Source organism: Pseudoalteromonas sp. (genome assembly GCF_041613455.1).
GTDB lineage: Bacteria > Pseudomonadota > Gammaproteobacteria > Enterobacterales > Alteromonadaceae > Pseudoalteromonas.
Map to the genome: position 1 here is coordinate 1 of NZ_JBFJHD010000060.1, position 15,664 is coordinate 15,664.

General features: G+C 43.0%; 17 protein-coding genes and 2 tRNA genes. 13 read left to right on the plus strand and 6 right to left on the minus strand.

Annotated features, from left to right (window positions below):
* The 4 genes from nadE to folX form a co-directional block, all read left to right on the plus strand.
* The coding region (gene nadE, locus ABYB02_RS07875; protein WP_372761920.1) for an NAD(+) synthase at positions 1-503 on the plus strand (503 nt) is incomplete at its 5' end.
* Positions 504-657: 154 nt separating this feature from the next.
* On the plus strand, positions 658-1,383 hold the full coding sequence (folM, locus tag ABYB02_RS07880) for a dihydromonapterin reductase (RefSeq protein WP_372761921.1): 726 nt from the start codon (positions 658-660) through the stop codon (positions 1,381-1,383).
* 8 nt (positions 1,384-1,391) lie between these two features.
* Complete coding sequence (gene folE, locus ABYB02_RS07885; protein WP_372761922.1) at positions 1,392-1,946, plus strand: GTP cyclohydrolase I FolE; 555 nt, start codon at positions 1,392-1,394, stop codon at positions 1,944-1,946.
* A 3-nt stretch (positions 1,947-1,949) separates the two neighbouring features.
* Positions 1,950-2,306 carry a dihydroneopterin triphosphate 2'-epimerase gene (folX, locus tag ABYB02_RS07890; RefSeq protein ID WP_372761923.1) on the plus strand — a complete coding sequence of 119 codons (357 nt, stop codon included), beginning with the start codon at positions 1,950-1,952 and terminating at the stop codon, positions 2,304-2,306.
* Here folX and ABYB02_RS07895 read toward each other — a convergent pair.
* The 4 genes from ABYB02_RS07895 to ABYB02_RS07910 form a co-directional block, all read right to left on the minus strand.
* The gene (locus ABYB02_RS07895; RefSeq protein WP_372761924.1) at positions 2,299-2,733 is read right to left on the minus strand and encodes a YqaA family protein; all 435 of its coding nucleotides are present in this window, start codon (positions 2,731-2,733) and stop codon (positions 2,299-2,301) included. The two genes, folX and ABYB02_RS07895, sit on opposite strands and share 8 nt — an antisense overlap.
* Before the next feature lie 69 nt (positions 2,734-2,802).
* A complete protein-coding gene (locus ABYB02_RS07900; protein WP_372761925.1) occupies positions 2,803-3,168 on the minus strand; it encodes a DUF4870 domain-containing protein in 366 nt (121 codons plus the stop codon).
* Positions 3,169-3,427: 259 nt separating this feature from the next.
* On the minus strand, positions 3,428-5,599 hold the full coding sequence (locus ABYB02_RS07905; protein WP_372761926.1) for a S9 family peptidase: 2,172 nt from the start codon (positions 5,597-5,599) through the stop codon (positions 3,428-3,430).
* Positions 5,600-5,719: 120 nt separating this feature from the next.
* Complete coding sequence (locus tag ABYB02_RS07910) at positions 5,720-9,193, minus strand: S8 family serine peptidase (RefSeq protein WP_372761927.1); 3,474 nt, start codon at positions 9,191-9,193, stop codon at positions 5,720-5,722.
* 237 nt (positions 9,194-9,430) lie between these two features.
* On the opposite strand from ABYB02_RS07910, the gene ABYB02_RS07915 reads away from it, so the two are divergent.
* On the plus strand, positions 9,431-9,901 hold the full coding sequence (locus ABYB02_RS07915; RefSeq protein WP_372761928.1) for a DUF2721 domain-containing protein: 471 nt from the start codon (positions 9,431-9,433) through the stop codon (positions 9,899-9,901).
* Between the two features lie 95 nt (positions 9,902-9,996).
* Complete coding sequence (locus ABYB02_RS07920) at positions 9,997-10,449, plus strand: cytochrome c (protein ID WP_372761929.1); 453 nt, start codon at positions 9,997-9,999, stop codon at positions 10,447-10,449.
* Positions 10,450-10,499: 50 nt separating this feature from the next.
* Here ABYB02_RS07920 and ABYB02_RS07925 read toward each other — a convergent pair whose 3' ends face one another.
* Complete coding sequence (locus ABYB02_RS07925; RefSeq protein WP_372761930.1) at positions 10,500-11,153, minus strand: cytochrome b/b6 domain-containing protein; 654 nt, start codon at positions 11,151-11,153, stop codon at positions 10,500-10,502.
* Positions 11,154-11,282: 129 nt separating this feature from the next.
* Between ABYB02_RS07925 and ABYB02_RS07930 the strand changes: the two genes are divergently transcribed.
* Genes ABYB02_RS07930 through ABYB02_RS07940 form a run of 3 tightly spaced genes read left to right on the plus strand, consistent with a single transcriptional unit; the run spans position 11,283 to position 12,828 of the window.
* Complete coding sequence (locus ABYB02_RS07930) at positions 11,283-11,987, plus strand: AzlC family ABC transporter permease (protein WP_372761931.1); 705 nt, start codon at positions 11,283-11,285, stop codon at positions 11,985-11,987.
* Positions 11,984-12,283 carry an AzlD domain-containing protein gene (locus tag ABYB02_RS07935; protein ID WP_372761932.1) on the plus strand — a complete coding sequence of 100 codons (300 nt, stop codon included), beginning with the start codon at positions 11,984-11,986 and terminating at the stop codon, positions 12,281-12,283. The genes ABYB02_RS07930 and ABYB02_RS07935 overlap by 4 nt, the downstream gene beginning before the upstream one ends.
* A 50-nt stretch (positions 12,284-12,333) precedes the next feature.
* Positions 12,334-12,828: a glutathione peroxidase gene (locus ABYB02_RS07940; protein WP_372761933.1), complete on the plus strand. Its 495-nt coding sequence runs from the start codon at positions 12,334-12,336 to the stop codon at positions 12,826-12,828.
* 125 nt (positions 12,829-12,953) lie between these two features.
* Here ABYB02_RS07940 and ABYB02_RS07945 read toward each other — a convergent pair whose 3' ends face one another.
* Positions 12,954-13,139, minus strand: coding sequence for a PA3496 family putative envelope integrity protein (locus ABYB02_RS07945; RefSeq protein WP_372761934.1), 186 nt, complete (start codon positions 13,137-13,139; stop codon positions 12,954-12,956).
* A gap of 389 nt (positions 13,140-13,528) precedes the next feature.
* Between ABYB02_RS07945 and ABYB02_RS07950 the strand changes: the two genes are divergently transcribed.
* From ABYB02_RS07950 to ABYB02_RS07965, 4 genes are all read left to right on the plus strand, one after another.
* Entirely contained in the window at positions 13,529-14,332 is an 804-nt protein-coding gene (locus ABYB02_RS07950; RefSeq protein WP_372761935.1) for a YggN family protein, read from the plus strand.
* Between the two features lie 489 nt (positions 14,333-14,821).
* A complete protein-coding gene (locus tag ABYB02_RS07955) occupies positions 14,822-14,962 on the plus strand; it encodes a hypothetical protein (protein ID WP_372761936.1) in 141 nt (46 codons plus the stop codon).
* A 219-nt stretch (positions 14,963-15,181) separates the two neighbouring features.
* Positions 15,182-15,272 (plus strand) — tRNA-Ser (locus ABYB02_RS07960).
* 53 nt (positions 15,273-15,325) lie between these two features.
* Positions 15,326-15,418 (plus strand) — tRNA-Ser (locus tag ABYB02_RS07965).
* The last annotated feature ends 246 nt before the right edge of the window (positions 15,419-15,664 follow it).

Sequence of the window (15,664 nt, forward strand, 5' to 3'; positions counted from 1 at the left end):
CGGCAACCGATGCGCTACATCAACAAACCATAGCCGCCATTGTCGGTAATAGTAATGCCTTGCCAGCGCAAGATAAAATTGACTTTATTAAAGGCAATGTAAAAGCACGGCAGCGCATGATTGCCCAATATGAGGTGGCTGCATTTTGCCATGGCTTAGTGGTGGGCACCGATCACAGTGCAGAGAACATTACCGGCTTTTACACTAAGTTTGGCGATGGTGCCTGCGACTTAGCTCCGTTATTTGGCTTATCAAAACGCCAAGTACGTGCGTTGGGTGCGGCATTAGGCGCCTCTCCCTTATTAATTAATAAAGCGCCAACCGCAGACCTAGAAAGTGATCGCCCAGGACGTACCGATGAAGAAGCATTGGGCTTAACCTATGAGCAAATTGATGACTTTTTAGAGGGCAAACCGGTGACGCAACATGTTGAGCAAACGCTAATTACGATTTATCAACGTACTCAACATAAGCGCCAACCCATTCCAACAATATACGATTAATTTACACAGCTTAAATTAACTCACTGTCGCACAACATGTTAAAAGTGCGACTGATCGAGCCACTCACGCGCTACGTAAACATTTATGTGAATTAGCGCGTTAAAGTCGCTATAGTGAGTACTATGTGCCCGCCAAAAAGAGAACCCAGTATTTTATGACGCCACCTATTTTAATTACCGGCGCCGGCCAACGCATTGGCTTAGCGCTTGCCAAACACTTTATCGCCCAAGGCCAGGCGATTATTATTACCTATCGTACCCGCCATGCTGCTGTAGATTTACTAGAGCAGCAGGGTGCGTTGTGTCTGTATGCTGATTTTAGCAGTGACACTGGGATCACTGACTTTGTTGCCCAGCTCAACACACACACCGACTCATTACGCGCCATCATCCATAATGCGTCAAGCTGGGACTGCGAAGCAAACAACCCCGACTTTACGCAATTGTTCGATAATATGCTGCGTATTCATGCCAAAACACCGTATTTAATCAACCTAAGTTGTGCTGAGTTACTGCTAAATTACCAAGCCCGCGCTCAAGCGCCCGCAGATATTATTCATCTTACTGATTATGTAGTAGAAACCGGCAGCCCTAAACATATCGCTTATGCGGCAAGCAAAGCGGCACTGGAAAATTTAACTAAATCATTCAGTGCTAAATATGCGCCTAATATTAAAGTAAATTCAATTGCTCCCTCATTAATCATTTTTAATGAGCATGATGACGCACAGTACCGTGCCAAAACACTGAAAAAATCATTAATGGGTATCGAACCTGGATGCCAAGAAATCATTAATAGTATTGATTTACTCTTGCAAAGCCATTACATCACCGGACGCTCGCTACCGGTTGATGGTGGTCGTCACTTAAAATTAAACTGAGAAACGTTATGCATAATGAATTAAAAAACAGCTATAAAAACATTATCACCGCCGTCGGTGAAGACGCTGACAGAGAAGGTTTACTCGACACCCCTAAACGCGCAGCTAAAGCGATGGAATATTTAACCCAAGGCTACCGCCAAACACTAGAAGAAATTACCAATAATGCGGTGTTTAGCTCAGATGCTGATGATATGGTGTTAATACAAGATATAGAGCTTTACTCTATGTGTGAGCACCATTTATTACCATTTATTGGTCGCTGCCATATTGCCTATATTCCAAACGGTAAAGTGCTTGGCTTATCTAAATTTGCACGCATTGTGGATATGTTTTCACGCCGCTTTCAAATTCAAGAGCAGCTCACTCATCAAATTGCCAAAGCGGTTGAAGAAGTCACTGGCGCGATTGGTGTTGGTGTTATAGTGGAGGCTAAACATATGTGTATGATGATGCGCGGCGTCGAAAAGCAAAACTCCAGTATGCGCACCTCGGTGATGTTAGGTAGCTTTAGAGCCGACCCTAAAACACGTAACGAATTTTTGCAGCTAATTAAGGGTTAATAGATGGCCAATGCAATTATTAATGTAACCAATTTGCGGCTGCGCACTTTTATTGGCTTTAACCAAGAAGAGCGGGAAAAAAAGCAGGATGTAGTGATTAATTTAGAAATTCACTACCCAGCCGATGACGCCTGTAAAAGCGATGAAGTAGACCAAGCACTTAACTATAAAGTAATCACCAAAGAAGTGATTACGCTAGTGGAGCAAGGCAACTTTTTATTACTCGAAAAGCTGGTTGCTGAAATTCTTGCTGTGTGCCATTCACACCCGAGCGTGCATTATGCTAAAGCACGCGTAGATAAGCCGCACGCGCTACGCTTTGCTGACTCCGTGTCGCTCACCTTAGATTGGGTTAAATAAACTTTTCGATACTTGTAGCAAGGGCGATAACCGCTAAATAGCGTGCGCCCTTGCCAAGGGTGACTAACAATAAAAACACACTAAAGCGTACTTTAAATATACCGCCCATCACGGTGAGTGGGTCGCCTACCACGGGTAACCAGGCAAATAACAAGCTATATACTCCATACTTATTAAACTGCTGCTGTGCTTTAGTTAAGCTTTTTTCTGACACTGGAAACCAACGTTTATGTTTAAAACGCAACAGTTGCGTGCCTAGCCAGTAATTAACGCAACTGCCTAATACATTCCCTAAGGTGGCTGCTAACCATATCCACCACAGGCTGGCTTTACCTTGGGTGATCATCGCCGTTATAAGTAATTCAGAAGAACCAGGTAATAATGTGGCAGAAACAAAAGCGCTAACAAATAATGTTAAGTACAGCATATAGCCCTAAGCAATAAAGATAAAAACCCAGCTCTTCGCTAGGTTTTTTAAACAAAACTAAACACTGGCTTATTTTATCAACTTGAGACTCAGCGGGTAATCAAACTGTTTGCCATCGTTGGCTTTAACGCTGGCTAAAATCACCATAACAAATGAGAATATCGCCACTACAGGCAACAAAATAACGCCAATAACCACAAACATTAAAAGAATACACACCACATAGGCAATCGCGATGGTAATTTGAAAATTAAGTGCTTTTTTACCATGTTCATCAACGATTGGCATTTCCTCTTTTTTGAGCAACCAAATAACCAAGGGGCCTATTATCGACCCCAAAGGCACAATAAATCCTGCTAAGGCGCTTAAGTGGCACAACATGGCCCAAGTACGATCCTCTTTACTTGGCAATGGCTGTGGGTGCTGTTGATCCATAATATTTTCCTTTTTAATTGTTCGCAGCGACTTATTTTGTGCATTGCGATGCTATCACTCAGCTGAAACTAGTTAACACATTTATTAGCCCACTGAATGATAAGCTAATTAAATTTATTTTTCGCAAGCCAGCGCTCTTCAGTAAGTACACTATAGTGTGTTTTTCCCACTAACTCTACGCTCATTATAGCAACTATAAATAAGGGGCTCACCTTGCAGCACGCCCCTTAGCTCATTACTTAATGTGGATAAGTTACTATTACTGGTTAATGCCCATTAAATCGAGCATAAACGCATAGTTGAGTGCGGTATCTGCTAACCGCTTAAAGCGCCCTGATGCACCGCCATGCCCCGCTTCCATATCTATTTTAAACAGCAGCTTATTATCGTCGGTTTTATAGTCGCGAAGCTTTGCAACCCATTTTGCCGGTTCAAAATATTGCACTTGTGAGTCATGTAGCCCCGTGGTGACAAGCATGTTGGGATACGCTTGCTTCGCCACTTGATCGTACGGCGAATAAGAAAGCATGTACTCGTAGTATGCTTTTTCGTTTGGGTTGCCCCATTCACCGTATTCGTTGGTGGTAAGTGGAATGCTGGCATCTAGCATAGTCGTGACCACATCCACAAAGGGCACGGCCGCAACCACGCCCTTATAAAGCGCTGGTGCTTGATTTACCACCGCGCCCATTAATAAGCCTCCCGCACTGCCGCCCTGAGCAAAAATGGCATCTTTAGCACCATACCCCTGCTCCACCAGCGCTTTGGTTACGTCAATAAAGTCGTTAAAGGTATTCTTTTTCGTCAGCAATTTACCTGCGTCGTACCAAGGACGGCCTAACATTTGTGAACCACGAACATGAGCAATAGCAAACACAAAACCACGATCAAGCAAACTTAGCCGAGCGCTTGAAAAGGTCGGGTCCATGGTGGCACCATAAGAACCATAGCCATATTGCAATAACGGGTTAGTGCCATCTTTGTTAAAGCTATCTTTACGGTACACTAAGCTTACTGGTACGTTAACGCCGTCACGTGCGGTGACAAAAATTCGTTCTGAGGCATAGTGGTGGGCATTAAAGTCACCGAATACGGCTTGTTGCTTAAGTAGCGTTTTAGCTCCATTGGCTAACTTAATATCGTACGACGACCCCGGTGTTGTCATACTGGTGTAGTAAACGCGCAACGTATCGCTATTGATATCGTTATTGCCGTATACATTGAGCGTATAGGCACTGTCATTGAAGCCTAGCTGTTGCTCTTTTTGCGTGTTGAGATCGCGAACAACCAGTTGCGACTGCCCCTGCGCTCGCTGCTGATAGACCAAGTAACCTTTAAAGAGCTCAACGCCTTCTAACTTAATGTTGTCTCGGGCTGGGATCACCGTTTGCCAATTGGCTTTGTCGTGTGCCTTGTCCCTGCTTACTTTCATTAGCTTAAAGTTAACCGCCTCTAAATTAGTCACGATATAATAATTATTAGCTAATTTTGCAATGCTATATTCAAGGTCACGCTCTCGCGGGATAAAGCGTTTTGGCATGGCGTTAACATCGTCAGCCGCTAATAGCGACACACCCGATGCACTAGTACTACTGTGCCAAATATAAATTTCTGAGCCGTCTTTGCTTTTACTAATCCCGGTGTAGTAGCTCGGATCGGTTTCTTCATACACTAATTCATCGCTCGCTTGAGGCGTTCCGAGGGTGTGGCGATACACTTGATAGCCGAGTAGAGTTTGTGAATCTTTTTTTATGTAATACAGTGTTTTATTATCATTGGCCCACACCACACTGCCGCTGGTGCCGTGTAACGTATCTTGGAGTAATTGACCATTGCTTAAGTCTTTAATTTTTAAGCTGTAAACACGGCGGCTTAAGGTATCTTCACCATAGGCTAGCAAGTTACCATTGGGACTCACTGACAAGCCGCTCACTGCAAAATAATCATGACCTTGCGCTAAAGCGTTTACATCTAAAATAATCTCTGGGCTAGTTGTTACAAAGTTTTTACTACGAATATAAATGGGGTACTCATGATCACCACGCGTTTGTGATGAATAATAATAAGCGCCTTGTTTTACTGGCACTGAGTCATCGTCTTTTTGTATGCGTCCTTTAAGCTCTGCCAAAAGTGTTTTTTGCAGTGTTTGAGTATGCGCCAACATGGTATTTGTATAAGTATTTTCGGCCTCAAGGTAGTTAATTACCGCTGTCGCTTGGCGCTCATCGTCACGCAGCCAGTAGTAATTATCGATACGGGTATCGCCATGAATCACCATTTCATGGGGTATTTTTTTTGCAATCGGTGCTGCCGCCTGTTTGCGCTGCAGCGCGGCTGCTGTGGTATTAGTGTCACTTGCTGTGGTCGCTTGGTTGCAACCCGTTAAGGCTAACAAAGCAAGGGCTACTAGAGTGAAAGGAGTGCCGTTCATCAGTTAACGTCCTATTTCGTAAATAAATATAACTCATCATTAAATTGCGAATGCAAAGTGTGAGCAATGCTACGTAAAAAGGGAGCCGAAGCTCCCTTTAATTACACCTAAGTTATGCTATTACTTTTGTTTACGACGACGCATCAATGCAAACGGCGCTACAAGTAGAGTTAACCAAGCAAGTGAACCCGACGATTTTTTCTTCGGTTCAGGTGCTACAACTACCGGTGGCGGTGTTACTTTTGTAATGCTCACCGTTACCATAGCCGGCTCCGATACATTACCGCGCACATCAATAGCGACAACTTCAATTTCAGCTGTTGAATCACCTGCTAGTAGGTCAGTGTTCATCACTACTATTTGTCCCTCAGCATCGACACCCAGTGCTTGATGTGTATTTGACTGCACATAGTACTCTGAAATAGCTAACGTTAAATCAGACGCTTCGGTAGTTAGTGCACCAACAACCGTGCCGTTTGCCGCATCTTCAGAGACAGTAAACTCACCGCCCACTAAAGTAGGTGCTTCGATAGCCGGTAAGGTTAGTTCGTCGCTCGTCATTACTTTAACCACATCGAGACCAGATGTGGTTGACAACGCAAAGGCACCTTGCGCTGACACCACGGCTTTGTCGCCCGGTTTGAGTGTGCTCACTGCTTCGCCATCAGCTAATGACGTGAGCGATACTCGCGGCATTGCACCAAAAGTCATTGTTCCGGTAACACTGTCAGTTTCAGCATAAACACCGGTGTAGTAACTTGGGTAACCAACTGATACTTTAAAGTTCATTGGCTCACCTAAGTACGACCCATCAACCGCAAAGTCTTCTGCACAGGCCGATAACGTAACCGTATCCCCACCTGCTGAGTGATATAAACCGCTCAGGTACATAAGTCGGTCATTACCTTGGCCGTCGGTTTCACCAATTACAGTTAAGCTTTGGCCTGGTGTAGTGCTACTACGACCACGACCGAAGGCATTGTAGTTTTGTAATATATGGTCATAACTGCCATCATTATCGGTATCAAGATCAATACGGTAGCCGGCTTGGAAAGCGTGAGCAATCGGGTCACGTAATTGAATTGACGAAGTAACAAAAATACCTGAACTACAGAAATCAGCGCCAAACGCACTAAAGGTAGTCGCTAAAATATTAATTTCAGCATCTTCAAATGATTTTTCTGTTGCACTGGCAATAACATTTTCTGCAAACACATCCAATTCTGTTTGGCCCGTGTTTTCCACCACTAACCCCATTTCATTGTTCACAATTTCTGGTGCATAACTCAGCTCAGCCGTAGCGCGTGGCAGCACATGGTAAACTAAGTGTAGGTCATGATCGCTATCGCTTTGTGCATCATCAAACACCAAGGCGCCGTCAAATTCCACTTTGGTCAGTTCACTACCGCGTGCTGCAACCGCTGCATCTGACAGTGGGTTCTCTAAGCCCCAAGCGGGTAACTTGCTTGGATCTATAGTGAGTGTGACATCAAACTTAACCGTTTGACCCGCAGGGATAGTCACCGACGCAGGGAAATCCCAGCTAATAGCACCGGTTTCCTCGTCGTCAGCATAGCGGGCTTCGGTACGTAAGTTGTACGTTTTGGCATTGGCAGAGAAGTTTTTCACTGTCACCGCTTTGGTGATAGACGTGGTTTCGACCACGTTCACTAGCCCAAATGATAATGCCGCTTGTTTAGTGTCAAACTTCGCATCGGTAGTCCACGCTGCAACCGGTAAGTTCACCGCTTTCGCAACATCCACTAATCCAGCACCAACCATACTAATCGGCGCAAGCTCAGCTTCAGGGTTGATGGCTAATGGCTCATTAGTCACATTTAAGTTTGCTGCGTTCATTAATGTTGCTTTAATTTCAAACGCATTACGCTCAGGGTGTGCTTCACGTACCATGGCAACCGCACCAGCGGTAATTGGCCCTGAGAAAGACGTACCAGACACTGGGCGACTCTCGGTTTGTGTGCCCGCTGCTGCAAGCATTATGCTGGTACCTGGCGCGGTAATTTCAGGCTTTAATAAACCATCCATAGATGGGCCGCGTGATGAGAATGTCGCCACTGCACCTGCAGTTGTTTTATATTCCACACTAATGTCAAATGTTGCTGGGTCGCCTGCCGCCAATTGTGCTTTTAAAGCAGCGCCAGCAGCAAAATTAATCCCTACGTTTTTAATGGTAACGTCTGCATCAAAGCCGCCCATCGGCGCCGGTGTGCCATCATCATTATTATTGGCAATCATCACAAACTCGGCGCCCTTTGCTTGCGCATTCAATACTTTTTGCGTGAATGCACATGCACCGCGGTCGATTAATACCGCTTTACCGGTAAAATCAACACTATCTGCAAACGGGTCACAACCATTTTGATTAGTATCTGGATACACAAGCTCTATATCAGCCCCACTAATAGTGAATGCTTCTTGAGGACCAAAGCTTGACGGTTGTATGTTGCCTTCCACACCTGCCACTGTACCACTTGCCACTCCGCTGGTATTGGTTGGGTGAGTCATGGCACCGACAGAGAGGGCATTCGGTGTAGTACTTGGGCCACCGATAATAAATGGGTTATCACCATCATTACCCGCTGATATAACCATATTTACGCCTAATTCAACGGCACGTTGAATTAAAAACTGAGTACCATCTTCGGTATAAGTACTACCAAAGTCACCACCGAGTGACATATTCATAATATCAACACGATCAGCGATATTACCATCACCATTAGGGTCCATAGCCGCTTCTAAAGCAGCTGCTTGCGCCGCTGCAGGACAACCACCACCACATACTGAATAAGCATACAGCTCAACATCTGGAGCAATACCATTAACCGAGTTAGCAGATGAAGTACCATGACTCGTTGGATCGCCTGTTACCGGTGAGTTATTTGGATCATTTTCAATCGGGTCGGCATCATCACGCATAAAGTCATAACCGCCTTGCACTATACCTTGCGGCCAATCAACCGTGGCTGGATCGGCTTGAGCGGCTAAGTATGCATCCTCAGTCCCTGCACCGCCAAAGGCAGCATGGGTGTAATCGATGCCGGTATCCAGTACCGCAACACGCTGACCTTTACCACTCACCGTACCATCAACCACTAATGGCTTAGCATTAATATAATCAGCACTAGCGGTAATATGTAGCTCATGATCAAACATAGGCAGTACTTTTGCTACTCGCGGATCTTTTGCTATTTTCGCTAGTGCTTCTGGTGAAGCTTGTACTATCAGTGTAGGAGCTAAAATTTTAGTTGTTCCGATCACTTTAGCATCAAAGTCTAAGTTGTTTAATTCATTGCTGAGCTCATATTGTAGCTGCTCAACTTTAGCTGTTAGTGCACGACTATTCTCAATTTCATTAGTGCCCGCAACCATAGCATCAACAGACGTTGCTGCGTGCAACACGATCATGTGTGATGAGGGCTCTTTTTTCTCTACCGCAAGCTCTTTTAGCTGTTTATTTTCTAATTGCGGTAGTGTCGCGGTGGGCAAACTCGTTGCACTGGCAAGCGTAGCAACAAATGCTGTAGATATAGCCGTCGCAATGGCTGTTTTTTTTATTATATTCTGAGACATCATTTCCCCTGAGATAAGTTATGTATTATTGTATTCTCGGTATTCAATAATAAATAATTGAATAGTAAATCTGAATATAAAGCTTCAACACACAAGCGAGCAACAGTTTGCTTACATGCAAATTTGAAATAGTTATCTAAAAGTATAAAAATTAAATCAAGCGATTGATTTAAAAGAACTAATATAAAAGTCACATTTGTGAACAATTGTAAATGAATTCCATTATTTGAGAGATAAATGAGTAGTGAAGTAATAAACATTTTAACTATGGCTAAGGTAATTCAAACGGCAGTGGCACCAGTATTTTTAATTACCGGTATTGCAGCAACCTTAGGTGTGTTATCAAACCGCTTAGCGCGCATCACCGACAGAGCGCGTTTATTAGAGCGTAGGTTGAAGGTAAGTACCGACGAAGAGTTCAACTTATCATTAACCATAGAACTGCGGGCTTTACTTAAACGCTCGCGCTGTATACATATTGCCTTTAGCTTAAGTGTATTAAGTGCCTTGCTCGTGTGTGCTGTCGTTATGTTGTTATTTCTGTCGCATATCCAGTCGATAAATTTAGGGGTAACAATAGGTAGCTGCTTTGTTGCCGCAATGGCGTTATTGATATTTGCGTTTATGTCACTGCTTGGAGAAGTGTTTTTAGCGACTCGTAGCATGCGCCGTGGAATGATATTTGCCGACGTCGACGTTAACGATTAAGCTGCGGGCTTGCTAATCGTGTGCTTGCACTTGAATAAAAGTGGTAGCTAAGATACAAAGAGTAACATTACAGATTCATTTAGGGATAAGTTTTTATGAAGTTAAAACAACTATTTATTGGCGCGTTGTTGTCAACATGCACACTGAGCGTATCAGCTAACTCTGCATTTAAAGAGCCTAGCGATGCCATTGCCTATCGCCAAGCTGCCTTTTCAATGCTTTCGGTACAAATTAGCGACATGGGCGCAATGCTTAAGGGAAAAATACCGTTTGATGCCGAGCAGTTTAAAGCGCGTGCCAATAACGCTGCCGCATTGGCTAAAATGCCATGGGAAGCGTTTTATGCCGGCACCGACAAAGGCGACACGGCTGCTCTGCCCGCAGTATGGAGCGACAACGCAACGTTTATGCAAAAAGCCACGGCATTTCAGCAATACGCCGATGAACTTGCTGTTGCCGCTCAGTCGGGCGACCAAGCTGTGATTGGTAAAGCGTTTGGTGCTTGGGCCAAAGGTTGTAAAGATTGCCACAAGCAGTTTAAAGACTAATCTGTTAGATAAAAAATGGCGCGTAATTTGCGCCATTCTTTATGCTGTTATTAACTCAATAAGTAACTTAACGGCTCGCGGCCCCATGTCGCCATCACCGTAACCAACACGATAAAAAATATTACCCAGGCTAGCCAAGGTGGCGTTGTTAGCGCTTGCGGTGCAGTTCCCGTTTGCTGCTTAGATCCTGTGATCATCGCCTTTACTAAGGGTTTACCCTTCAGCTTATAAATTACAATGGCTAATACATGCAAGCCAATAGCGTAAAGTAATAGCTCAAAGTTCAGGCTATGCAACCAATTAGCGGTATCAATGCTGGCAGAAGAAACATACTGCGCTAAGGGTCCATCGGTCAAAATACCATCGCTACTCATTAAGCCTGTAGTGAGCTGCAGTGCTAGCAGGATAAAAAACAACAGCACCATATAACTCCCCGGCGCCGAGTGGCCTAGCGGCGCTTGGTTACCTTTAAGTGACGCAATAACCGCTTGCGGTGAGTGGATTAACGCCGTTAACTTAGCGGTTTTGCTCCCTATAATGCCCCATATAAGGCGGGTGACCAGCAACGCTAAGGTAAAAAATCCCGCTACGAAATGTAGTTCAATCATGCCCTCTTCAGCGCTAAAATAAAGCAGCGCAATGCTCAATACTAATAACCAGTGAAAGCTTCTGATAAAACCATCCCATACCTTTACCTTAGACATCATCTACCTCGCAATTAAGTTGTTCATTGATTATTTCAAATTTTGCTTAGATTTGCATTAACGCTATTCTTTCAAGGGCGCTTTATGGCAAACTTAAGCAATTAATTTTATTGGTTAATAACTCTGCAAATGAACAGTTCATCACGTGCAATATTAAAAGGCTTTCTTGACATGCTACCACTGTGCCTTGCGGTGATCCCTTGGGGGGTCTTATGTGGCTCATTGGCTATTCAAAATGGCTTTAGCGCTCTGGAAACGCAAGCAATGTCACTGCTGGTGTTTGCCGGATCTGTGCAGTTGGTTGCGATTGAGTTAGTAGCGGGTAATACGCCATTACTGACTATTTTATTTACCAGCTTTATCATTAGCTCACGACACTTTTTATACGGCCTCGCCGTACGCCATAAAGTGATTGAGCAACCACTACGTTGGCGCCTTCCGGTCAGCTTTGTATTAACCGATGAATTATTTGCATTTTCTCATCATCGCAAAGCTTACCGCACAAAAATACGCTTAATATATGCGCTCAGTGCTGGGTTTAGTTTTTATATTGCGTGGAATTTATGGACGTTAATCGGTATTGTGGCGGGCAGTATGTTACCCGATTTAACCCATTTAGGCCTCGACTTTGCCATAGCGGCCACTTTTATCGCTCTGGTTATTCCGGGCATCAAAAACCTCGCCTCATTGGTGACCGTTATCGTTGCCGGGGTTAGCGCGACAGTGTTTAAAAGTAGTGGCTTTGAACTATGGTTAGTGTGTGCAGCACTACTGGCCATGAGTGCTGGCTACCTAACCACGAGAGTAACCCGTAACAAGGATAGCAACCAATGATGACTACTATTTTATTAATGGCCTGTATTACCTTTTTTACCCGTTACTTATTTTTGCACCGCACTTTACCTTTTAAAGTCGGGCCTAAAATGCAGCAATTCTTAAGTTTTAGCGCACCTGCTGTGCTTACCGCTATTTGGGTACCGATTGTTTTTGTAAACGACACGGGCATCAACTTAAACTGGCAAAACCCCTATTTAAGTGCGGCGATAGTGGCGATTATTGTTGCGTATAAAACACATAATATTTACTACACGACACTCGCTGGCATGGGGCTGTTTTTAATTTTAAATTAAAAATCCAGTACGCAGCTCATTCAGTAACCATGCAATATAAGGAATCGATAATGCATCCATTTCATCAATTAAGCGCAACCAGTTTACATGGTAAAACCATTAACTTTAGCGAGTTTGCCGGTAAAGTGGTGCTTATCGTCAACACCGCCAGTGAGTGTGGCTTTACCTATCAATACCAATCACTACAAGACTTGCATGCTAAGTATGCCAGCCAGGGCTTAGTCATTTTAGCTTTTCCATGCAATCAGTTTGGCCAGCAAGAGCCTGGGAATGCAGCACAGATAGAGCAACAGTGCTTAATTAACTACGGGGTTAGTTTTTTAGTTGCCAACAAGGTCGCTGTGAACGGCGAACAAGCTCATCCGGTGTTTCAGTATTTAAAATCGGTATTACCTGGATTTTTAACCGCGAACATAAAGTGGAATTTCACCAAGTTTTTAATTGCTGCCGACGGCAGTGCTATTAAACGCTATGCCCCCTATATCAAACCGGAAAAACTTGAGTTAACAATAAAGCAAGCGCTGCACCAAGCAAATAAAAACTAACCTTTAAAAAGTAATAAAGAGGCGCATAGTCCTCTTTATTGCCAATTTCATTTAGAGCTAAACATACCGTTATGGTACATTTCTACTCCCAATGACTATTGGTGCTTTAATTATACTAGCGCAATTTAATCGATATAATCGCTTAAATCGTCTTCACCTAGGTTTTTACGCAAGCGCTTCTGCTCAAGGTAGTCTTCCAGCTTTTTCTTTACCTTTTGCTTATTCTTATCGTGTTGATTACGCCCGAGCATTTCGTACTCGTCTTCAACAAAATCGTCATCTAGCGCATCGTAACTAAATGTCTTACCCACAACCCACTCCATAAAGTGTTTGAGACCAACTACGGATTTTTTTAATCACAATAATCGGTAAAATTAAAATGTTCAGCACCCAATCTGCGTTACAAACTAGTACTAAAATAAAGCCACGTGACTAAGGTAAATAGCCGCCATGTCAATATTGTGAATAAATAGCGCTAAATTCGCTCGGTGGAAAGTGAGAGTTTTTTATCGTTTCGATAAATAAAATTAATTACTGCCGTTGTTTTAGCCAATTTGACTAAATAATCGCTTTTTTATAAAAAACTAGCCTAGCTAAAATAGCAACAATTAATCACAACATGCTGTTTAATAAGATAAAAAAATATTGGCATCAAACTTGTTATTAGCTAATTATCATCAATAAAAAATAGAGTATAAACATGAAAAAAATTGTATTAGTAACCACCTTACTGTGCGCACCTGCCGTTATGGCACATAGCGATAACGCACAATCAATTTCTTTTAATAGCGACCAATGTAACGTTGAGTTTAAAAATGATGTGCGTATCAAGCCCAACGAATTAGAGATTTTCACCACTAACAATAAAACAATGCTATTTAATAATGGCGGTGAGTTAACGATTAATGACCGCGTAATTGCACTCAACAATGAACAACGCGCAGCGCTAACGCACTATGCTGATAGGTTGCGCACACAACTCCCCGAAGTTGCTAGCATTGCTCTTGAGGGAGTTAAAATTGCGGGGGTGGCTCTTGAAGAAGTGGCCACCGCGTTTAACATTGACGGCTTTGAGAATATCGCCTCGTTAATGGACGATATTAAACTTGAGGTAGAAAATACCTTTTATCAGCAAGGTACATTTGTAATGGGCCAGCAAAGTTTCAATCAATTTGGTGAGAATTTTTCACAACAATTCGAACAACAAATAGAAACGGCGGTTGAATCGGCTGTAATGCAATCTATGGGGAGTATTTTAGTGGCGTTAGGGTCTGAGTTACTCGGCTCTGGCGGTGATATGCAGGCCTTTGAGCAGCGTATGGAAAACATGGGGGCGCAAATAGAGCAAAAAGTACAGCATCATGCTAGCAGCCTTGAAAAGCGCGCGAATGCGCTATGCGCTAGTTTTACAGAAATAGCAGAGCAAGAGCAGCAATTAGTCACCGAACTGCCCGCATTGCGTGGCTACCAGCTATTTAGTGTTAAAAATACCTCGCATCACTAAACACACGGCATAAATAGCGTTTAACGTTAATAAAGTAGTCTATGTTTAACATCGGCTGCTTTACTCTTGCATGCCAACTAGCTGTTGCACTATAAATTCCCCCCTGACAACTGTTCAACAGCACTTTTTTAGCGATTACCCCCCTGATCAACAAATAATATACTGGTTGTTTTTTAACACACTAAAAAACATTAAAAAACCGACACCCATACAAAAAATATTAATCTGAATAAATAATCACTATTCCCTCTAAAAAATGCATAAAAAATAAATCAACACTAAAAACACCTAGAATAAAGGGGGTTAAAAGCCAAAGTGAAATGCATAACCATGCAAAAATATAAAAACCCTTAAGTGAATGGCAGGTTAATAAACCACACTGACATTAGAATAACTAATCCCTCACAGCTAATTTTTATCGTTTTATTTTTAATCAAATTAGATGCAAAATGCGCTCGTTTTCAACAGACACAACTCTGAGCAATATAAATGAACCCAATTAATACTTTAAATGAAACCGCTGCAACGCATGTTGCCGTTAAACCAAGCAACCGCAAAGCTAAAATGCTTGCTAAACTTAACCGTTATGGCAAAAAACTAGCACTTAGCGGCACAGCTCAGTACAAATAATCAACCAACCATGATTATTTATTCGGTGCAGCAAACACCCAACCACTAAATGAGTTCGCTCTTTAGCCCGCTCCTGTTTGCTGCTCCCTGTTTATTTTTATTAAAATCACCTTAAATTCCCCTTATTTACAAAAAAAACCGCTTTTATGTTTAAAAATTAGGCAAACAGTCTTTTTGCTATTTACACAGCGGTATGACCTAAGTATTATTCTGCGTCACGGAGAGATGGCAGAGTGGTCGAATGCACCGGTCTTGAAAACCGGCATAGGTTTGTAGCCTATCTAGGGTTCAAATCCCTATCTCTCCACCACATTTTAATTGGTGGCTTTATTTTACTTCCATCAATACAAACGGTTATGCGTTGGAGAGGTGTCCGAGTGGCCGAAGGAGCTCCCCTGCTAAGGGAGTATAGAGTTTGTAGCTCTATCGAGGGTTCGAATCCCTCCCTCTCCACCATATACTAAATATAAGCCACTTAATTGTGGTTTTTTTGTGGCTAAAATTTAGCGCTTATGTCAAATCAGCATCACTTTTCCAGCTATCATGCACCAAGCTATTAATAGGATCTACAGCCCACCTCAGCGCATCACTGCTAATGCTAATCGAATCCCGCACGCTACCGTTTAACTCATCGCAATAGTTAATATTTTATGAACAACTACGCTGCATTAAAGTAAATAAATTGCATCACTGTAAATCATA